Annotated in this window: 19 protein-coding genes and 1 tRNA gene; 12 read left to right on the top strand and 8 right to left on the bottom strand. The window is 61.3% G+C overall.

Features of this window, described 5'->3' with window-relative positions:
* A complete protein-coding gene (locus tag ACO07T_RS08150; protein ID WP_422048991.1) occupies positions 1 to 1,110 on the top strand; it encodes an MHYT domain-containing protein in 1,110 nt (369 codons plus the stop codon).
* Between the two features lie 92 nt (positions 1,111 to 1,202).
* Here ACO07T_RS08150 and ACO07T_RS08145 read toward each other — a convergent pair whose 3' ends face one another.
* The 7 genes from ACO07T_RS08145 to cofG are packed head-to-tail and all read right to left on the bottom strand — an operon-like array spanning position 1,203 to position 7,683.
* Positions 1,203 to 2,234, bottom strand: coding sequence for a TIGR03842 family LLM class F420-dependent oxidoreductase (locus tag ACO07T_RS08145; RefSeq protein ID WP_422048990.1), 1,032 nt, complete (start codon positions 2,232 to 2,234; stop codon positions 1,203 to 1,205).
* A 45-nt stretch (positions 2,235 to 2,279) separates the two neighbouring features.
* Positions 2,280 to 2,948, bottom strand: coding sequence for an NADPH-dependent F420 reductase (gene npdG, locus ACO07T_RS08140; RefSeq protein ID WP_422048989.1), 669 nt, complete (start codon positions 2,946 to 2,948; stop codon positions 2,280 to 2,282).
* Complete coding sequence (gene cofE / locus ACO07T_RS08135; protein WP_422048988.1) at positions 2,945 to 3,709, bottom strand: coenzyme F420-0:L-glutamate ligase; 765 nt, start codon at positions 3,707 to 3,709, stop codon at positions 2,945 to 2,947. The genes npdG and cofE overlap by 4 nt, the downstream gene beginning before the upstream one ends.
* Positions 3,706 to 4,335 (bottom strand): 2-phospho-L-lactate guanylyltransferase, encoded by a 630-nt coding sequence (gene cofC / locus ACO07T_RS08130; protein WP_422048986.1) that lies wholly within the window; start codon positions 4,333 to 4,335, stop codon positions 3,706 to 3,708. The genes cofE and cofC overlap by 4 nt, the downstream gene beginning before the upstream one ends.
* Complete coding sequence (gene cofD, locus ACO07T_RS08125) at positions 4,332 to 5,303, bottom strand: 2-phospho-L-lactate transferase (protein WP_422048985.1); 972 nt, start codon at positions 5,301 to 5,303, stop codon at positions 4,332 to 4,334. Before cofD ends, cofC begins: the two co-directional genes overlap by 4 nt.
* Positions 5,300 to 6,556, bottom strand: a complete 1,257-nt coding sequence (gene cofH, locus ACO07T_RS08120; RefSeq protein ID WP_422048984.1) for a 5-amino-6-(D-ribitylamino)uracil--L-tyrosine 4-hydroxyphenyl transferase CofH — start codon at positions 6,554 to 6,556, stop codon at positions 5,300 to 5,302. The genes cofD and cofH overlap by 4 nt, the downstream gene beginning before the upstream one ends.
* Entirely contained in the window at positions 6,535 to 7,683 is a 1,149-nt protein-coding gene (gene cofG, locus ACO07T_RS08115) for a 7,8-didemethyl-8-hydroxy-5-deazariboflavin synthase CofG (RefSeq protein WP_209077380.1), read from the bottom strand. Before cofG ends, cofH begins: the two co-directional genes overlap by 22 nt.
* A gap of 472 nt (positions 7,684 to 8,155) precedes the next feature.
* Here cofG and ACO07T_RS08110 point away from each other — a divergent pair, with 472 nt between their 5' ends.
* The 7 genes from ACO07T_RS08110 to ACO07T_RS08080 all read left to right on the top strand — a co-directional run bounded on the left by ACO07T_RS08110 (position 8,156) and on the right by ACO07T_RS08080 (position 15,436).
* The gene (locus ACO07T_RS08110) at positions 8,156 to 8,989 is read left to right on the top strand and encodes an FAD binding domain-containing protein (protein ID WP_422048983.1); all 834 of its coding nucleotides are present in this window, start codon (positions 8,156 to 8,158) and stop codon (positions 8,987 to 8,989) included.
* 11 nt (positions 8,990 to 9,000) lie between these two features.
* Entirely contained in the window at positions 9,001 to 9,495 is a 495-nt protein-coding gene (locus ACO07T_RS08105; RefSeq protein ID WP_209060036.1) for a (2Fe-2S)-binding protein, read from the top strand.
* On the top strand, positions 9,492 to 11,921 hold the full coding sequence (locus ACO07T_RS08100; RefSeq protein ID WP_422048982.1) for an aerobic carbon-monoxide dehydrogenase large subunit: 2,430 nt from the start codon (positions 9,492 to 9,494) through the stop codon (positions 11,919 to 11,921). The genes ACO07T_RS08105 and ACO07T_RS08100 overlap by 4 nt, the downstream gene beginning before the upstream one ends.
* A gap of 80 nt (positions 11,922 to 12,001) precedes the next feature.
* Positions 12,002 to 12,868, top strand: a complete 867-nt coding sequence (locus tag ACO07T_RS08095; protein WP_422048981.1) for an AAA family ATPase — start codon at positions 12,002 to 12,004, stop codon at positions 12,866 to 12,868.
* Positions 12,868 to 14,070: a vWA domain-containing protein gene (locus ACO07T_RS08090; protein WP_422048980.1), complete on the top strand. Its 1,203-nt coding sequence runs from the start codon at positions 12,868 to 12,870 to the stop codon at positions 14,068 to 14,070. The genes ACO07T_RS08095 and ACO07T_RS08090 overlap by 1 nt, the downstream gene beginning before the upstream one ends.
* A gap of 27 nt (positions 14,071 to 14,097) precedes the next feature.
* Positions 14,098 to 14,868, top strand: a complete 771-nt coding sequence (locus ACO07T_RS08085; protein ID WP_422048979.1) for an XdhC family protein — start codon at positions 14,098 to 14,100, stop codon at positions 14,866 to 14,868.
* Positions 14,869 to 14,983: 115 nt separating this feature from the next.
* On the top strand, positions 14,984 to 15,436 hold the full coding sequence (locus tag ACO07T_RS08080; RefSeq protein WP_209060064.1) for a CoxG family protein: 453 nt from the start codon (positions 14,984 to 14,986) through the stop codon (positions 15,434 to 15,436).
* Between the two features lie 77 nt (positions 15,437 to 15,513).
* Here the strand turns inward: ACO07T_RS08080 and ACO07T_RS08075 are convergent.
* A tRNA-Met gene (locus ACO07T_RS08075) sits at positions 15,514 to 15,590 on the bottom strand.
* Positions 15,591 to 15,890: 300 nt separating this feature from the next.
* Here ACO07T_RS08075 and phnC point away from each other — a divergent pair.
* The 4 genes from phnC to phnE (ACO07T_RS08055) all read left to right on the top strand — a co-directional run bounded on the left by phnC (position 15,891) and on the right by phnE (ACO07T_RS08055) (position 19,972).
* Positions 15,891 to 16,715, top strand: coding sequence for a phosphonate ABC transporter ATP-binding protein (gene phnC / locus ACO07T_RS08070; protein ID WP_422048978.1), 825 nt, complete (start codon positions 15,891 to 15,893; stop codon positions 16,713 to 16,715).
* A gap of 58 nt (positions 16,716 to 16,773) precedes the next feature.
* Positions 16,774 to 17,676, top strand: coding sequence for a phosphonate ABC transporter substrate-binding protein (gene phnD, locus ACO07T_RS08065; protein ID WP_209060068.1), 903 nt, complete (start codon positions 16,774 to 16,776; stop codon positions 17,674 to 17,676).
* 71 nt (positions 17,677 to 17,747) lie between these two features.
* Positions 17,748 to 18,650, top strand: a complete 903-nt coding sequence (gene phnE, locus ACO07T_RS08060; protein ID WP_422048977.1) for a phosphonate ABC transporter, permease protein PhnE — start codon at positions 17,748 to 17,750, stop codon at positions 18,648 to 18,650.
* Entirely contained in the window at positions 18,647 to 19,972 is a 1,326-nt protein-coding gene (phnE, locus tag ACO07T_RS08055; RefSeq protein ID WP_422048976.1) for a phosphonate ABC transporter, permease protein PhnE, read from the top strand. The genes phnE (ACO07T_RS08060) and phnE (ACO07T_RS08055) overlap by 4 nt, the downstream gene beginning before the upstream one ends.
* Positions 19,973 to 20,036 lie beyond the last annotated feature (64 nt).

Below are 20,036 nucleotides of genomic sequence, written 5' to 3'. Positions count from 1 at the left end.
GTGTTGGATTTTTCGCACAACCCCTGGCTTGTGGCGACGTCATTGGCGGTGGCGCTGATGGCGGGGTTCACCGGGTTGTCCCTCACACGCGGGGCCAATGCGCTGCCCGATGCGCGGCGCAAGATTGTGGTGGCGCTGGCGGCGGTGGTGCTCGGCGGGGGCATCTGGTCGATGCATTTTGTCGCCATGCTGGGGCTGCAGCTGCCGATCCTGTTTTTCTATGACGCGCTGATCACCTTGATCTCTGCGCTGGTGGCGATCCTGATGGTCGGGCTGGCGCTGTTGCTGCTGCACTTCCGAGAACGCTCGCCGCAGGTGATCCTTGGGGCAGGTGTGATTGTCGGCCTTGGCATTGTGGTGATGCACTATGTCGGCATGGCCGGGATGCAGCTGTGCCGACCAGTTTATGGCGTGCTGGATGTGGTGATCTCCACCGTGGCCTCTGTGGTGCTGTCGATTCTGGCGATCTGGGTCGCCTATGATGCGCGCACGCAGCGCAATATTGTGCTGGGCACCGTGTGTTTTGGCTTTGCTGTGTTCTCCATGCATTTTGTGGCGATCTTGCTCACAGGGTTTCTGCCCAGTGAGGCCGCCGCTGTCGCTGGCCCGGCGCTCGACAATCAGGTGCTGGCCATGGGGGTCACGCTGGCAGTGTTTCTGATTTGCGGGGCTTTCCTGCTGACCGGGATCACCTTCATTGCCCCGCAAGAAGACACCGAGACCGCACCGCCAGAGCCCGTCGCAGAGCCTGCGCCGACGCCACAGCCTTTGGCGGCCACGGCGGGGGTGCCGTTTGAGCGTGAGGGGCAGACGTTTTTTGCAGACCCGACGCAGGTCGCGGCCATTCGGGCGGAGGGGCATTATACGGTGCTCTATCTTGGGGCGGAGAAGCTGTTTTGCCCCTGGTCCATCACGGAGGCGGCCAACCGGCTGGAGGCGAGCGGGTTCTTAAGGGCGCACCGCAGCTATCTGATCAATCCGAGCCATGTGAGCAGCTTTGAGCGCAACAAGGACAATGGCACGCTGTATTTTGAGACGGTGGAGTCGCTCAGCAAGGTGCCGGTGAGCCGCTCCCGCATGGGGCCGCTGCGCGAAGCGCTGGGGTTGTGAGGGATTTGGCCCTGGCCGCAGCATAGCTTGCATGGCTGCTGGGCTGAGTACCGGCCCCATAGGTCACGGAGCCGGTTATGTCTGGGGCAGATTTATTCCGCTGCGATGGCCTCGTCGGCCTGTGCCTGGAAGGCCGGGATGATGTGGTTGCCGTAGTCGGAGATGATTTTCTCCTCCTCGCCATTGTCCAGATAGATGTTGAACTGGGTCACACCGGCCTCTTTGAGTTCGTTGAGCTTGCTGATGTGCTCGTCGATCTCGCCCAGAACGCTGAAGCTGTCGACGATGTCATCGGTGATGAAGTCGAGGTAGGGGTTATCGCTCTGGCCGTGTTTGGAATAGTCATAGCCTTTGCGGTCTTTGATGTATTCGGTCAGGGCTTTGGGGATGTCTTCGCGCTCGGTGCCGTATTTCTCAACGATGTCAGCGACGTGGTTGCCAACCATGGCGGGGAACCATTTGGTGGCTTCGCGGCCTTTGGCGCGGTCGCCTGTGTAGGCCGGCGCGGCGGCCATGACGCCGAAGTTGGACATGTCGCGGCCTTCGGCCTCGCCTGCGGCAATGGCCTGATCGGTGAGCCATTTGATGATTGCAGGCTCGGCAATCTGCAGGATCAGACCATCACCGACGCGGCCTGCTGAGGACAGGGCCTTGGGGCCATAGGCGGCGACCCAGACGGGGAGTTCATAGCCGGTGGCCCATGGGAACTGGATCGGGTTTGGCGCGTCGCCGTATTGTGCCTCATCGCCGCGCACGAGGGCTTTCACGACATGAGTAAACTCCTCAAGGCGGGCGAGGGGGGCTGGCTTTTTGCCCATCACGCGCACGGCGCTGTCGCCGCGGCCAAGGCCAAGTTCAAAGCGGTTGCCGGATTGCTTGGCAAGGGAGCCAAAGAGCGAGGCGGCGTGGGACCAATCGCGGGTGTTCGGGTTGGTGACGCAAGGCCCGAATTTCATCTTGGTGGTGTGCTCCATGCACATGGCCATGGCCACATAGCTTTCGCGCCACAGGATGTGGCTGTCATAGAACCAGCAGTAGGTGAAGCCTGCGTTTTCGGCTTGGCGCACAAGTGCCTTGGCGCGCTCAGGCTCAACGAAGCCTTTAAAACAAATACCAAATTCCATGGGGGTCTCCTTGTTGGGTGTTGTTGTGTTTGGGGGGCGGGTGGATCAGTGATCCGGCGCCCAGATTTTGATGCCGGCGTGGGAAAACGGCACGGCTTTGGAAATATTGGTGCGGATCAGGATCGGGGTGATTGCCTCAACACAGCGGGCGGCCTGTGCGGGGCCTGCGTTATAGGCGGTGACGCCAAGTTTCTCGCAGAGTTCCATGACCTTTTTGCGCGCGGCCAGCTGGTTGCCGCAGACGAGGATGTCGCAGTTGATGTCCCACTCAAGCGTGTTCAGGGTGACCGCAGAGACATTGTGCAGCGCGCCGATCACCGGGATGTCGGCTCCGAGAATGGCCTGCGCGGCCTCGGTTGCGGAGCCTTCTGGCGGCATGTCCACAAGCTTGGGGTCGCCCTCTGCCAGCGGCACCACGATGTCCACAAGGATCTTGCCCGCAAGATGGGGTTTGAGCGCCTCAAGCGTGGCGTTGTGGCCCGCAAATGGCACCGCGAGGATCACCATTTCCTCGGCGGCCTGTGTGGCACCTTCGTTGTCGGCTCCGGTGATCGGGGCGGCGTCGGCGGCCAGTTTGGACTGAAGCTCGGTGGCGATCTCGCTGGCGCGGGCGCCGTCCCGTGAGCCGAGCACCACCGGCACGCCCGCGCGGGCAAAGCGCAACGCGAGACCTTGGCCCTGCGGGCCGGTGCCGCCGATAATTGCAATTTTCATCTGAACATATCCTCTTTCTTTTTGCGGACCAGATCGCTGGCCTGTCCGGTGTTTCCATCCCAGGTGAGGCCCCGGATCACCACGAGGGGTGTCTGTGAGGCTTTGGAGATTGCGAGGCCTGAGGCGGCGGCCAGTTCATCGCCGAAGGCCGGTTGCGTGACCGCCAGATCGCGGCCGTGGGCGTCTTTGTTGCCGACCTCGGATTTGAGCGCGGGCAGCCCGGCCATGCCGATGGCCACATTGACCTGCCCCAGCCGCCATGGGCGGCCGAAGGTGTCAGAGATCACCACGCCCAGACGGGTCTGAAACCGCGCGGTGAGGGCCGCGAGCAGGGCGGCGGCGCTGGCGTCGGGATCGCGGGGCAAAAGGAGCGCCATGTCCTCGCCGCCGATATTGGACTGATCAACGCCTGCGTTGGCAGAGATGTGGCCGCTGACATGTTCACAGATCAGGGTGCCTTCGCCCGCGTCGGGGTGTTTCCAGCTTTTGACCACGCGCGCGCTTTCGCGCAGCACCACCTCGACCTTGCGCGGGTCTTTGGAGATGCGCTGCGCCAATGCGTTTGCCTCCTCCCCCGGGGTGACGGTGGCGAGATCGACCAGCAGCCCTTCGGCTTTGGACACCACCTTCTGGGCGACAATCAGAATGTCATTGGGCTCCACGCCGATTGGCTCCAGAGCCTCGGCAAGAATGGCGGCGAGATCGTCGCCGGGGTGGATTTCAGGGATGCCGGGGACAGCGATGATGGAAAGCGCGCTCATAGGGCCTGTTGTCCTGTGGAGGGGCGTTGGCGCAGCTGTTGGATCTGGGCCAAATCGCGGGTGGTATCGACGTCAAAGCGCAGGGTGCTGCTGCGCAGGATGTGGCAGGCGAGACCCGCGCGGGCGGCGGCTTTGCGATGCGCGCGGAAGGAGCCGGGGCCAAAGCAGAACGCGAACTCGGCCTCTGGATGGAGCATCAGGCAGTTGGTGCCGCCATCGCTGGATTCACAGAGCGCCGCGGCGGTGGGCGGCAGGACGAGTCTCGAAAGCTGCGCAATGTCGGCCGCAGAGAGCAGGGCGAGATCGCCGGGCAGGATGGCCAGATGGACAAAGCCTTGCTCTGCGGCCCAGAGCTTGGCCTGCGCGCAGGCGCTGTTGAGGCCCTGCGCCGCTTCTTCCATCAGCACAGCGGCCCCGCGCGCTTGCGCTTCTTCGGCTATAAGGGAGCTGGCGGTCACGACCACCACCGAGGCGTCACATTGCGCCGCTGCAATCTGATCAAGCGTGCGCAGGAACAGGGAGAGGGCGAACCTCTGCCGCTCCTGCGGGGGCAGGGCCTCGCTGAGGCGGGTTTTGGCCTGTTTCGGGTCCTTCATCGGAATGGCGATCAGCAGCTTGCCCGTCATGCGCAGACCTCATCCGGGGCGGGGGCAGAGGGAGACAGGTTGGCGAGATGCAGCAGGCGCTGCGCCAGCGCGCATTTGTCGGCGCGGGTTTTCATCACGGTCTGCTCGGCATGCAGAGGCAGGTCGGTTGCCACCTGATCCCCCGCGTCGGTCACGTCGATCACCAACCCGTCGATCAGCCCGTCATAGAGATCGGCGATATAGGCGGTGGAGGGCGTGTGACCGAGGCTTTGCAGCATCTTGTCGGCCGGTCCTTTGAGCGCGCGACCCCCCACAAAGGGGCTGACTGCAAGGCGGGGGGCGGTGGCCTGTGCCAAGGTCTCGCCGATCCCGGGAATGCCGAGAATGGGCATGATCGACATCAGGGGATTGCTGGGCGCAATCACGATCAGGTCGGTGTCGGTAAGCGTGTCCAGTGCTGCCGGATTGGCGCGGGCGGCTTCCTGGTCCTCATAAGCCAGATCGCGCACCGCAGGGCGGCATTGATCACGCACGAAATACTCCTGAAAGCTCTGCCAGCCGCTCTCTGTACACACCCGGGTTGGCACTTGGTCTTCGGTGGAGAGAAGCAGCCGTGCGGAAAGGCCAAAGGCTTTGGCGATGTGATCTGTGATCTCCTGGCGCGCGCGGCCCTGCACCAGTTGCATGGTGCGGAAGATGTGCAGGCCGAGGTCACGGTCGCCCAGCGTCATCCATGTTTCTTGTCCCAGATCCTTAAGGACCGAAAGCGCGCGCAGGGCGTCGTCTTCCACGCCCCAGCCCTGTGCGCGGTTGATGCGGTCGCTCAGCGTGTAGAGCATGGTGTCCACATCCGGTGACACCCAGAGACCGTGGAAGCTGTCGTCATCGCCGATGTTGCAGATCACGCGCAGATCAACATTGGCCAGATGCGCAAAGCCTTCGGCCATTTTGGCACCGCCAACGCCGCCGGCGATCAGGGTGACGCGGGTTTGAGATAGGCCGGTCATTCTGCGGCCACCCGTGTGGTGTCTTCCTCAAGGAAGGCCAGCGGATCCTGGCCCTGACGGGCGACGAGGGGCGCTTGGGTGTCAGGTGTGTGATCATCGTAGGTTTCCAGCGTGTCATAGACCGTGTTGCGGCGCACCGGGATGCGGCCTGCGGCGCGGATGATCTCGACCATTTCGGCGGCCATGATCTCCTGCCCGTTTTTGGCACCGGCAGAGCGGCTGATGCTTTCGTTCATCAGGGTGCCGCCCAGATCGTTCACGCCGCGATCCAGCATGTAATGCGCGCGCTCGGCCCCGAGTTTGGTCCAGCTCACCTGAATGTTGTCGATCTGGCCGTGCAGGAAGATGCGGCTGACGGCGTGCATCTTTTCGGTTTCATCATGGGTCGGGCCGGGGCGGACAATTTCCGGATTGGCGGTGAAGAGCGGGGAATCCTCATGCACAAAGCTGAGCGGGACCAGCTCGGTGAAGCCGCCGGTGTCTTTCTGAATGTCACGCAGGATGCGCATGTGCTGCGCCCATTGTTTGGGGCCGTCGATATGGCCGTACATGATGGTGGCGGTGGTTTTCACCCCGACGGAATGGGCGGCGCGGATGATCTCGACCCAGCGCTCGGCGCTGAGCTTGTTCTTGGTCAGCTGTTTGCGAATATCCGTGTCCAGAATTTCGGCGGCGGTGCCGGGCATGGAGCCAAGGCCGCATTCTTTGAGATCCTGAATGAAATCGGCAAAGGACAGTTTGGTTTTGGCCGCGCCGTACCACACCTCAAAGGGCGAAAACGCGTGGATGTGCATGTCGGGCAGTTCGGCCTTCAGCCCGAGCAGCAGATTGCGGTATTCCTGACCGGACATTTTGGGATGCAGGCCGCCCTGAATGCAGACCTCGGTGGCACCTCGGTTCCAGGCCTCCACCGCGCGGGCGACAACCTGATCCACATTGAGCCACTCGGCTCCCGCATCTTCGCGGCGTTTGGCAAAGCCGCAGAATTTGCAGCCCATGTAGCAGACATTGGTGAAGTTGATGTTGCGGTTCACAACAAAGCTGACCTGATCGCCGTTGGCGCGGTGGCGCAGCTGGTCCGCAACCGCAGAGATTGCCGCGATGTCTGCGCCCTGCGCGGCAAAGAGGGTTTCGCCCTCCTGTTCGCTGATCTCCTGACCGTCGAGGGACCTTTCAAGGATGGCGCGCACGGCAGGCGAGGTGCCGTGCAGCGAAACGGGGGCGGGGCCGTTCACGCAGTTGTGGTCAAACATGTCTCTTCCTCCTGTTGCAGCGCGAGCCCGTCTGCGCGGGCCTGTGCCTTGGCGCGCTGTGCCAATTCCGGCGCCATGAAGCGGGCGCTGCGCTTGAGATAGGCGGGGTAAACGGTGAGGCGTTCCTGCAGTTGGTGGCCGGTGCGCGCGGTGTTTTCGGCCAGCGTGCGGATTTCGGGCCACTCGTGCTGCGGGTTGATAAAGTCGATGGTCACCGGGCTGATGCCGCCCCAGTCGTTGATCCCGGCGCTCAGATATTCCAGATGCCGGGCGCTGAGGTTCGGAGGCGCTTGAAGGCTGACATCGGCGGGCAGGATCAGGCGCGCCGCGGCAAGCGTTTTGAGCATGTCCTGAAGGCTGGGCTCCGGATGGTGCTCCATGGCGATGCCGGGTTTGGCCTGAAAGTTCTGCACGATCACTTCCTGCACATGGCCATAGGTCAGATGGCTTTCGCGAATGGCATGCAGCGCCTCTATGCGTTCTTCCCAGGTTTCACCGATGCCGATCAGAAGGCCAGTGGTGAAGGGGATCTCAAGCCGCCCGGCGCGCTCCAAAGTGCGCAGGCGTTGCACCGGGGTTTTGTCGGGGCAGGCGTAATGCGCCATACCTTTTTTCATGAGCCGCCGACTGGTGGTTTCCAGCATCATGCCCATGGAGGCGCTGACCGGTTTGAGCTGTGCCAGCTCGTCCTCAGTGAGGGAGCCCGCGTTGACATGGGGTAGCAGGCCGGTTTCATCCAGCACCAGCCGGCACATGTCGCTGAGGTAGTCGACCAGAGTGTCATAGCCATAGGCCGCCAGCGCCGCGCGGGCCTTCTCATAGCGTTTCTCTGGCTTCTCTCCGAGGCTGAAAAGCAGCTCTTTACAGCCCTTGGCTTCGCCGCGTTTGGCGGAGGCCAGAACCTGCTGGGGAGACATGAGCTGCGCGGCGGGATCATCGGGGTGTTTGACAAAGGTGCAGTAGCCGCAGGTGTCGCGGCACATGTTGGTCAGGGGCACAAAAACCTTGCGCGAGTAGGTCACCGTTTTGCCCCAGTGGCTGTCTCGCATGTCACGCGCCCGCGCCATTAGCGTCTCAAGATCAAGGGCTTGCAGTGCGTCTGCCGTCAGTTTGAGTGGGTCGGTCATGGGGCCTCCTGTTGGAGGTAGGGTTTGATCAATTGATCAAAAAAGCCAGAAAAAAATTTTACCAAACGATAAAATAAGCAAAATAGTCAGGAATCCACATGGATTTGATTAAATTGCGGGCGGTTTGGGGGGGCGGCGTGCCGGGTTCAGCGTCTGATTGCGCCGAGAGAATCGCTTTTGCGCCTCAGAGGAGATTCGCCCTTTTGTGCCGTTTGAGGCGGGCGGGTAGGATTTGCGGCGCTCTTGAGAGGAACGTGTGGCGCGTCAGGTCCGCCAGCGGAGGACGGCATGTGGCTTGCGGAGTATCAGCGACGCATCTGGTGGATTTTGCGGGTTTCGCAACTCGTGCAGCCTATTCGCATTTCGTGCAACGAACCGCGCGGGCTGTTTTTAAAGGCTGGCGCGGATCCTCTGCTGTTGGCGGACTGGTTGTCGGAGGCGCGCACTGGGCGTGCCAGGGAGGACAAGCCAGATGATACCAGCGGGGTTCGAGTACCACCGTCCGTCTGACATTGCGTCAGCGGTTTCGATTTTGCAGGAACATGGAGATGAGGCGCGGGTGATCGCGGGCGGGCACAGCCTGATCCCGATGATGAAACTGCGCATGGCCGATATGGGCCACCTGATTGATCTTCAGGATATCGACGCCTTGAAGGGCATTGAGATTGGCAGCGATGCGGTGACCATCGGGGCGATGGTGACACAGCATGAGCTGATCACACATGAAGGTCTGTCAAACGCGGTGCCCTTGATCAAAGAGGCAGCGCTTTTGATTGCCGATCCGCAGGTGCGCTACATGGGCACGGTGGGCGGCAATGTCGCCAACGGTGATCCGGGCAATGACATGCCGGGGCTGATGCAGTGCCTGAACGCGCGCTTTGAGCTGAGCGGGCCGGATGGGGTGCGCGCAGTGGCGGCGCGTGAGTTCTATGAGGCGGCTTATTTTACCGCGCGCGATGATGAGGAGATCCTGACGCGGATCACCATTCCTGTGCCAGCAAGTGGCACCGGCTATGCCTATGAAAAGCAGAAGCGCAAGATTGGCGATTATGCCACGGCGGCGGCGGCTGTGATGACTGGTGGCGGCACGGCGTCGGTGGCGATGACCAATCTCGCGGACACGCCGATCTGGTCTGACGCGGCTGGCGCGGCGTTGGCGGCGGGGGACGTTGACGGCTGTGTCAGCGCGATGATGGGGGCGATTGATCCGGTGGCGGACAACCGCGGGCCGATCGAATTCAAGAAACATGTGGCTGCCGTGATCCTGCGCCGCGCGATTGCGCGTGCTCAGAGCCGTGCGAGCTGAGGGGGGACGTCATGTCAAAGATGCATGTAAAGATGACCGTGAATGGCAAAGAGGTGGAAGGGCTTGCGGAGCCGCGCACGCTTTTGATCCATTTCCTGCGTGAAAACCTGAACATCACCGGACCGCATATCGGCTGTGAGACCTCCCATTGCGGGGCCTGCACGGTGGATCTGGACGGCAAGTCTGTCAAAAGCTGCACCGTGTTTGTGGCCCAAGCGCAGGGCAAAGAGCTGACCACGGTGGAAGGTCTGGTGAACGAGGACGGCAGCCTCGGTGTGCTGCAGGAGATGTTCCGCGAGCATCACGGGCTGCAATGCGGCTTCTGCACACCGGGGATGATCACCCGCGCGCACCGTCTGTTGCAAGAAAATCCTAATCCGACCGAAGAAGAGATCCGCTTTGGCATGGCGGGCAATATCTGCCGCTGCACCGGATACCAGAACATTGTGAAGTCGATTGCGGCGGCGGCGGACACGCTGAACGCTCAGAAGGAGGCGGCAGAATGAATGATTTGACCCCAAGCCCCGAAGAACGCGCCGCCAACCTGAAAGGCATGGGCTGTGCCCGCAAGCGTGTGGAAGACGTGCGCTTTACCCAAGGGCGCGGCAACTATGTGGATGACATCAAGCTTGACGGCATGCTGTTTGGCGACTTTGTCCGCTCGCCCTATGCCCATGCGCGGGTTGTGAGCATCAATTCTGAGGAGGCCATGAAGGTTCCCGGCGTGGTGGCGGTGATCACCGCGGCGGATCTGGAACCGCTGGGTTTGCACTGGATGCCGACACTGGCCGGTGACAAGCAGATGGTGCTGGCGGATGGCAAAGTGCTGTTTCAGGGCCAAGAGGTGGCCTTTGTGGTGGCCGAAGATCGCTATGCGGCGGCTGATGCGGTGGAACTGGTGGAAGTCGAGTACGAAGAGCTTCCTGTCATCGTGGATCCGTTTGAGGCGTTAAAATCCGACGTGGTACTGCGCGAGGATACGGTGGATGCCAACGGTAAGGCCACTGATGGCGCGCATGGGCCGCGCAATCACCCCAACCACATCTTCACCTGGGAACAGGGTGATGAGGCGGCAACCGAAGCGGTGATGGCGGAGGCCGAAGTGGTCGCGGAAGAGACCATGTATTACCACCGCACCCACCCGTGCCCGCTGGAAACCTGCGGCTCTGTGGCCTCGATGGACAAAGTCACCGGCAAGCTCACACTCTGGGGCACGTTTCAGGCGCCCCATGCGATCCGCACCGTGGTCTCGCTGATTTCCGGCATTGAGGAGCACAATATCCGTGTTATCAGCCCCGATATCGGCGGCGGCTTTGGCAATAAGGTGGGCGCTTATTCAGGCTATGTCTGCTCGGTTGTGGCCTCGATTGTCACCGGCAAGCCGGTGAAATGGGTTGAAGACCGGATGGAAAATCTGATGACCACGGCCTTTGCGCGGGACTATTGGATGAGCGGCAAGATTTCCGCCACCAAAGAGGGCAAGATCACCGGGCTGCATTGCCATGTGACCGCAGATCACGGCGGCTTTGACGCCTGCGCCGACCCGACCAAGTTCCCGGCTGGGTTCATGAACATCTGCACCGGCTCTTATGATATTCCGACAGCCTATCTGGCGGTGGATGGGGTTTATACCAACAAAGCGCCGGGCGGGGTGAGCTATCGCTGTTCCTTCCGTGTGACGGAGGCGGTGTACTTTATCGAGCGGATGATTGAGGTGCTGGCGATCAAGCTCAATATGGATGCCGCCGAGCTGCGCCGGATAAATTTCATCAAGAAAGAGCAGTTCCCTTATCAGTCCGCGCTGGGCTGGGAATATGACAGCGGGGATTACCACACCGCCTGGGACAAGGCGATGGAGGCTGTGGATTACCAAGGCCTGCGCGCGGAACAGGCGCAGCGGATTGAGGATTTCAAAGCTGGCAAGACCCGCAGCCTGATGGGCATCGGTCTGACCTTCTTTACCGAGATCGTCGGGGCGGGGCCTGTGAAGAATTGCGACATCCTTGGCCTTGGCATGTTTGACAGCTGTGAGATCCGCATTCACCCGACAGGCTCTGCGATTGCCCGACTGGGCACGATCAGTCAGGGGCAGGGGCATGCGACCACCTTTGCGCAGATCCTCGCCTCTGAGATCGGTCTGCCTGCGGACAGCATCACCATTGAGGAAGGCGACACAGATACCGCGCCTTACGGGCTTGGCACTTATGGGTCACGCTCTACCCCGGTGGCGGGGGCCGCGACAGCGATGGCGGGGCGCAAGATCCGCGCCAAGGCGCAGATGATTGCGGCCTACCTCTTGGAAGTGCATGACGATGACGTCGAATTTGACGTGGATCGCTTTGTGGTCAAAGGCGCGCCGGAACGGTTCAAGACGATGAAAGAGATCGCCTTTGCCGCCTATAATCAGGCCATTCCGGGGATTGAGCCGGGGCTTGAGGCGGTGAGCTATTATGATCCGCCCAATATGACCTATCCCTTTGGCGCTTATGTCTGTGTGATGGACATTGATGTGGACACCGGCGTGCCGGAAATCCGCCGCTTTTATGCGCTGGATGACTGTGGCACGCGGATCAACCCGATGATCATTGAAGGGCAGATCCATGGCGGCCTGACCGAGGCGCTGGCCGTGGCGCTGGGGCAGGAGATTGCCTATGATGAGATGGGCAATGTGAAGACCGGCACGCTGATGGATTTCTTCCTGCCCACATCATGGGAAGTGCCCAACTATGAAACCGACTACACCGTGACCCCAAGCCCGCATCACCCGATTGGCGCAAAAGGCGTGGGCGAGAGCCCGCATGTGGGCGGTGTGCCCTGTTTCTCCAATGCGGTGCATGATGCCTTCCGCGCCTTTGGTTTGACGCAGACCAATATGCCGCATGATCACTGGCGGATCTGGAAGACCGCCAACGATCTGGGCCTGCATGGCTGATCCGCTAATGACCTCGCCCGCGTTGCGGGCGGGGGCCTCCGGCGGGGATATTTTGAGAATGAGAAGGTGAGGGGCGCGCGATGAGCGTGAACGATTTGCAATCTGCCTTGGCGGAAGAGGGCTATGTAGCGGATGCGCGCCTTGCGATGGCGCTGCATCTGGCGGAGACCCTGGGGCGGCCCTTGCTGCTTGAGGGGCCTGCGGGGGTTGGCAAGACCGAGGTCGCCAAGGCGATGGCGGCGGTGCATGAGACCAAGCTGATCCGGTTGCAGTGTTATGAGGGTTTGGACGCAAGCCACGCGATTTATGAGTGGAACTATCAGCGCCAGCTCTTGGCGATCCGCGCGTCTGAGGCGCAGGGCGGCATGGCGGAGGCGGCGCTGTTTGGGGAAGACTATCTGTTGAAACGCCCGCTTCTGGAAGCGATCACTCAGGAGCAGCCGCCAGTCTTGTTGATTGATGAGATCGACCGGGCGGATGAGGAATTTGAAGCCTATCTTTTGGAGGTGTTGTCTGATTTTCAGATCACCATTCCGGAGGTGGGGACCGTTGAGGCGGTCACGCGGCCCATGGTGATTTTGACCGCCAATGGCACGCGGGAGCTGTCAGACGCGCTGCGGCGGCGGTGTCTTTATGCTTATGTAGAGTATCCGGATCGGGAGACCGAGCTGGCGATCCTGCGCACACGCATGCCGGAGATGGAAGGCCTGCTGGCGCGCCAGATTGTGGGCGTGGTGCAGGATTTGCGCCGTGAGGAGCTTGAGAAAGCGCCGGGTGTGGCGGAGATGCTGGACTGGGCGGCGGCGCTGGCGGGACTTGGGGTGAATGATCTGGCCCAGAGCCCGGAGGCGGTGCAGGCGACATTGGTGTGTCTGCTCAAGACCGCGGCGGATTATGATGCGGCCCCACGTGAGGTGATGGACCGACTGATCGGGAAGGTCGCCTGATGCAGGTGACGCGGTTTCCCTCCCGTGCCGAAGGATTGGCTGACCGCATGGCGGGGTTCATGGCGCATTTGCGTATGAATGGCTTGCCTGTGGGTGTGGCGGAGACCGGCGATGCGCTGGCCGCTTTGGCGGCGGTGGAGGCGACGGATGTGGATCGGGCGCGTGAAGCGCTTTGTGTGCTGCTGTCAGGAGATGCGGAGAGCTGGCGCAGGTTTGACGACCTGTTTGATGCCTATTGGTTCAACGCAGGCAAACAGAAGCAAGGTACCGCCAAAAGCGATCATGTGAAGGTGCAGGCGGCGCGGCCTTTGCTGTGGCAGACGCATTTTGGCGACGGTGCAGAGGACGGCGCTGAGGGTGGCATCGAGAGTTCTGAAGACGCCTTTGCGCCGGATGAGGGCGATGGCGAGGCTGAGGGCACCGATGGGCGGCTGATTGCGACCCGGACGGATAACCTCTTCCGGCGGGATCTGCGTGAGTTGATGGATGAGGACAGTCTGCGCCGTGCCGAAGCGGCGGCGGTGCGGATTGCGCGCGTGATACGGGATCGGCGCTCGCGGCGGCGCAAGCAGGCGCTGCGCGGTCAGCAGCTCGACATGCGGCGCATTCAGCGGGCCTCGCTGGCACGTGGTGGCGAGCCGATGGAGCTGCATCGGCGGGCGCGGCCACCGAGACCGATGCAGATTGTGGCCCTGTGTGATGTGAGCGGGTCGATGACGGTTTATGCGCGGGTGTTTCTGGCCTTTCTCAATGGGTTGGTGAGCAGTGAGACGCGCACCGATGCCTATCTGTTTCACACGCGGCTGATGCGGGTGACGGATGCGATGCGCGATCATGACACGCTGCGGGCGGCCTCTCGGCTGTCGCTGATGGCGGAGGGCTTTGGCGGGGGTACGGATATTTCCGGATCGCTGGAGCGTTTCCTGAGTGGTTATGGCGCACGGGCGCTCAATGGGCGGACGGTCGTGATCATTCTGTCGGATGGTTATTGCACGTCTGATCCGGAGGCGCTGGGCGCGGCTTTGGCAAAACTGAGGAAGAAGGCGCGGCGGATTGTCTGGCTGAACCCGCTGAAGGGCTGGCGGGATTATGCGCCGGTGGCGGCGAGCATGCAGGCGGCGCTGCCCTATCTGGATGCGCATCTGCCGGCGAACACGCTTGAGGCGCTTGGCGCGCTGGAGCGAGAATTTGCCCGCCTGTGACGGTGCGTGGCTTTGAAGGAGGAGCGCATGGAGGCGTTTGACATATTTGATACGGTGGCGCGGCTGCGTGAGAAGGGGGCGCCGTTTTGCGTCGCAACTGTGGTGCGCACCGCCGATGTGACCTCTGCCAAAGCAGGGGCGAAGGCGGCGGTCACGCAGAGCGGTGAGATCATTGGGCATCTGGGCGGGGCCTGTGTGAAACGCGCGGTCAAAGAGGCGGCCGCAGAGGCCTTGGTGGCGGAGACGCCGCGCATGATCCGGGTGAAACCTTCAGACAAAGTGGTGACCTTGCTCGATCCGGATGGGGTGCAGACGTTTAAGAGCGGGTGCCCGTCAGGCGGCACGGTGGATGTGCTGATCGAGCCTTATCAACAGGCGCAGCGACTGGTGATTTTTGGCGACACACCGATTGCACAGGCGGTGGCAGCCCATGCCACGCTGGCCGGGTTTCGGGTGTGCCGAGGCGATGAGGGTGTGGGCCAGATCGAGGCGCGTGATTTTGTGCTGGTGGCCTCGCAGGGGCAGCGGGACAGCGATGCGCTGCGCTCGGCGCTGGAGACCCCGGCGCGGCGGGTGTCGATGGTGGCGAGCCGCAAAAAAGCGGCGGTGCTCTGTGAGAAGCTGATTGCGGCAGGGCTGGAGGAGGCCAGGGTTGGCCGGCTGAAGAGCCCGGCGGGGCTCGATATTGGTGCGGTGGACCCACATGAGATCGCGCTGTCGATCCTTGCGGAGATCGTTCAGTGGCGCCGGATGGATCAAGCGGAAGCGGGGGAGGGCAGCGATGAGAAACTTGCTTGAGAAGTGGCGGGCGTTTTGGGCCCCACGTGAAGATTTGACACCGGAGCAGGCCGCAGAAGAGGCGCTTCGGGTGTTTCCCAAATGTTGTTGAGACCAAGAAAGGCAGAGATACCAGATGGAACTAAAAGATGAGATTCGCATTTCGGCACCCCGCGACGTGGTGTACCGGGCGCTCAATGACCCTGAGGTGCTGAAGCAGTGCATTCCGGGCTGTGAAGAGCTGGAGCAGCACACGCCGGAGCATCTGGAGGCCAAAGTGGTGCTGAAAATCGGCCCAGTGAAGGCGAAGTTTGCGGGGGAGGTGTTTCTGGACACCAGCGGCGCGCCGGATGGGTTCACGCTCAAAGGTGAGGGCAAAGGCGGCGCGGCCGGGTTTGCCAAGGGCGGTGCAGAAGTCACCTTGGTTGAAGACGGTGCGGAGACAGTGCTGAGCTATGAAGCCAAGGCAGAGGTCGGTGGCAAGATTGCGCAGTTGGGCAGCCGGCTCATTCAGGGCACGGCGAAGAAACTCTCTGCGAAGTTCTTTGCACAGTTTGCGGAAGTCGTTGCGGAGCAGACAGCGGCGTAAAGAGGGATCTAAAGTCCACTCACAGATCCCAAAAAAGCGAAACCCGGATGGCGATCCATCCGGGCTTCTGGAATTCTTGGTGGCGGTACAGGGACTTGAACCCCGGACACGCGGATTATGATTCCGCTGCTCTAACCAACTGAGCTATACCGCCGTAAGTGAGGTGCGATTTAGGGTGTTCCTGAGGTGGGGTCAAGAGAGAAATCTGCATTTCTGCGCGGGTTTTTTGATTTCGGAAAACCAGAGCGGCGCGGCGCAGAGGTTCCAAGGTATTTTGCGCTGAAACGGCCTGTTTTTCCGCACGCGGAGGTAGGCGCGACGGCTTAACGGCGCTCGCGGAGCCGCGATGAAAGTTAAAATTGTGCCGACTTCCGTTACAGAAACTTCATCATTCTGACAATTAAGCTTTGGATTCGGCCTGTAGCCAGCGCCCATCGAATGGTGGGGATAGGCCGTGCTAAAAGTAGAAAAACTGACCAAAGCCTTTGGTCCAAATGTGGCTGTCGACGCGGCCAACTTCGTTGTCGAGAAGCCAGCAATGATTGGGATCATCGGGCGCTCTGGGGCCGGTAAATCCACCCTGCTGCGGATGCTGAACCGTCTGACGGAAGAGACCAGCGGGCAGATCATCTTTGAAGGCACCGATGTGACCGCGCTGAAGAACGGTGACAAGCGTCGCTGGCAGAGCGAATGCGCGATGATCTTTCAGCAGTTCAACCTCGTGCCGCGGATGGATGTGGTGAGCAACGTGTTGCATGGCACGCTCAACCGTCGCAGCACGCTGGCAACCATGTTCAACCTGTTCCCCAATGAGGACATCCACCGCGCGATCGATATTCTGGATCGTCTCGGCATTGCAGAACATGCCGCCAAGCGCGCCGAAGCGCTGTCAGGCGGGCAGCAGCAGCGTGTGGCGATTGCGCGCGCGCTGATGCAAGACCCGAAGATCATTCTGGCGGATGAGCCGATTGCCTCGCTCGATCCGATGAACGCGCAGGTGGTGATGCAATCGCTGCGCCAGATCCACGAAGAAGACGGCCGCATGGTGATCGCCAACCTGCACACGCTGGACACGGCGCGGCGCTATTGTGACCGTGTGATCGGCATGCGCGACGGGCGCATCGTGTTTGACGGCACGCCTGCGCAGCTGACCACCGGTGTGGCGCGCGACATCTATGGTGCGGATGCCACCTTTAGCGAAGCGGCCACCTCGACAGAGATCGAGACGCTGGACCGCACCGACGCAGAAGTCGGCCGCAAGACCCCTGAATACGCCTGAGTTTCATCACACCCCACGTCACAGAAGCGTGGGGTTTTTTATCAACCGGAGAGAAACGATGAAAAAACTGATTGCTGCCGTTCTGGCGACCACTGCCCTGACGGCCCCTGCGTTTGCTGAAGAGATCAGCGAATTCCGCATTGGTCTGCTGGGTGGCGAAAACGCCCAGGACCGTCTGAACAACAACGAGTGCCTGCGCGCCAAAACCGAAGAAGTGCTGGGTGTCCCAACCAAGCTCTTCGCCCCTGCCGACTACAACGGCGTGATCCAGGGCCTGCTGGGCGGCACCATCGACATGGCATGGCTGGGCGCATCCGGCTACGCAAAGACCTACCTGTCTGACCCGGAAGCGGTTGAGCCGATCCTGGTGAAAGTGAACGTGGACGGTGGCTATGGCTACTACTCCATCGGTTTTGCCCGCAAAGACAGCGGCATCACCTCTCTGGAAGACATGAAGGGCAAGACCTTCGGCTTTGGTGACCCGAACTCCACCTCCGGCTTCCTGATCCCATCCATCGAGATCCCTGAAGTGACCGGCGCGACCATGACTTCTGGTGACTACTTCGGCGAAGTGAAATTCTCCGGTGGCCACGAGCAGACCATCGTTGGCGTGAACAATGGTGACTTTGACGGCGGCGTGACCTGGGCTGACGGTCTGGGCGAGTGGGAAGACGGCTACAACTCCGGCGCGCTGCGTCGTGCGGTTGATGCGGGTCTCGTGGACATGAACGAGCTGGTGAAAATCTGGCAGTCCAAGCCGATCCCAGAAGGCCCAATCGTGCTGCGCAAAGCGCTGCCGGAAGACGTGAAAGTGAAATTCACCGCGCTGATGGCCTCCCTGCCATCCATGGACCCAGAGTGCGCCTATGGTGTGCTGTCCGGTGAAGCCAAAGGCGTGCAGCCAATCAGCCATGACGCTTACGAAGTGATCATCGAAGCACGCAAACTGAAGTCCAACTAAGACGACTTCACCACTTTGAGCAGGCCCTGTGCAGTTGCGCGCGGGGCCTGTTTCCTGACTGAGGGGCTCCCATGACAGATTTGACCGGTAGCGGCACTGGCAGCCGTAACGCGGGCGGCGTGCGCGCGGATTACATGGCGCAGGTGCGGCGCAAGCGGATGATGGACGGCATCATCCTCATCGTTTTCATCGCCTTGATGACAACGGGTTTCATGATTGCGGATGACCGCAATGCCGGTGGGTTCTGGGACGGGCTGCACCGTCTGTTTGATTTCCCCAAAGAGGTGCTGGGCGAGGCCTTTGAAAAGGCCGCTGATCTGCCTGCGCATCTGCTCAAATTCCTGCCCTCGCTGATTGAGACGATCAACATCGCGGCGGCCTCCACCCTGATTGGCACGATGCTGGGCATGGTGCTGTCGCTGCTGTCCACACGTGGCATGGCCAAATGGCCGCGTCTCATTCCGCTGTTTCGCCGGATCATGGACATCATGCGCGCCATGCCGGAAATCGTGATTGCGCTGGTGCTGATCTTTGTGATGGGCGGCGGGCCGGTGCCTGCGATGGTGGCGATTGCGTTCCACACCGCGGGCGCGATGGGCAAGCTGTTCTCCGAAGTCAATGAAAACGCCTCGCTCAAGCCCGTGGAGGGGCTGCAATCTGTCGGCGCAAGCTGGACCCAGTGCATGTGGCTCGGGGTGATCCCGCAGGTGGCGCCCAACTACTTCAGCTACGGCCTGCTGCGCTTTGAGGTGAACATCCGCGCCTCCGCCATCCTTGGCTTCGTTGGCGCGGGCGGCATTGGCTATGAGCTGCGCAACGCGATGAGCTGGGGCAAAGGCCAATATGATGAGGCCGCCGCGATCTTCATCCTGCTGTTTGTCACCATTGTGGTGGTGGATCAGCTGTCCTCGCTGGTGCGCGAGCGCCTGACCCACGGCAAATCTGAGCACAAATTTGAGAAGGCCTCGGCATGAGTATCGCAGCCAATGAAACCGATTTCCTGAAGGTTCAGGCGGATCGCCATTTTGCCAGAAAGAAGCTCATGAGCTTTGGTTTGCCGGCGCTGGTGATTGCCTATCTGACCTATATCTTCTTCATCTTTGACATTCCCGGTCTGGCGCAGCGCTTTGAGGCGGACAATGCCCGCGCGCTGGTGGCGGACAGCTACAGCTACAAAACCCATGTGGCGCGCGACAACCGCTCCGGCGCGGTGTCTGTGGCCATCGAGGGCGAGCGCAAAGGCACCTATCCTGAGGGCACAGCACCGGATTGGGTCACGCTGGGGGACACCGACACGGTGATCGATCTGGGTGACGGTCATGTGGTGACCTATGGCGCAGACAATTTTGTCAGCTACGACGTGCCGGGCTATGGGCTGATCACGGCGCAGCCAAGCCGCGCCAAAGGGGTGCAGGCGGTGCTGCCGGAAGGCGAGACACCTGACTGGATCAATGCCTCCAAGAACCGCATGACCATCACCACCGGTGCCGGGCGTCTGACCGTGACGCGCAACCGCACTGAGGTGTTCCGGTATTTCACCGGTTGGGAGCTCTTCTTCTTCACGCTTGATAGCCCCTACCACGGGATGCCTGTTGGCGAAGTGATGTCACGCGCGCTGGGCGGTGAGGCGGCTGCGATCTGGCAGGACTTCTGGACCAACAAGATGTGGCGTCACCAGGATGTGGCCTGGGCGATCTTTGAGACCATCCTGATGGCCTTCCTTGGCACCATGGGCGCGGCCATTGTGGCGCTTCCGCTGGCCTTTCTGGCGGCCAAGAACTTCACGCCATTTGTCGTGCTGCGCCAGATCACGCGCCGTATCTTTGATTTCTTCCGCGGTGTGGATGCGCTGATCTGGACGATTGTTCTGGCACGCGCCTTTGGGCCGGGGCCACTGACGGGCGCGCTGGCGATCCTGATCACGGATACCGGCTCTTTTGGCAAAATGTTCTCGGAAGCTCTGGAAAACGTCGATCAGAAGCAGATCGAGGGCATTCAGTCGACTGGGGCCAAACCGGTGCAGCGATATCGCTTTGGGGTGATCCCGCAGGTGACGCCGATCCTGATGAGCCAAGTCCTGTATTTCCTGGAATCCAACACCCGCAGCGCCACCATCATTGGCGCGATCACCGGCGGTGGCATCGGCTTGATGCTGACACAGGCGATGATCACGCAGAAAGACTGGGAAGAGGTCACCTACTACATCGTGCTGATCGTGCTGATGGTGATGGTGATGGACTGGTTCTCCGGCTGGCTGCGCCGCAAGCTGATCACCGGGGACGAAAGCGGCCACTGATCCGCGACAAGAGTTTTGCCTTCGGCGAGGATATTTGGAGAATGAGAAAGCATGGGGGTCCCCC

Origin of the sequence: Shimia sp. (assembly GCF_965227725.1) — a bacterium.
GTDB lineage: Bacteria > Pseudomonadota > Alphaproteobacteria > Rhodobacterales > Rhodobacteraceae > Shimia.
This window is presented reverse-complemented; position numbering and strand designations above follow the sequence as displayed.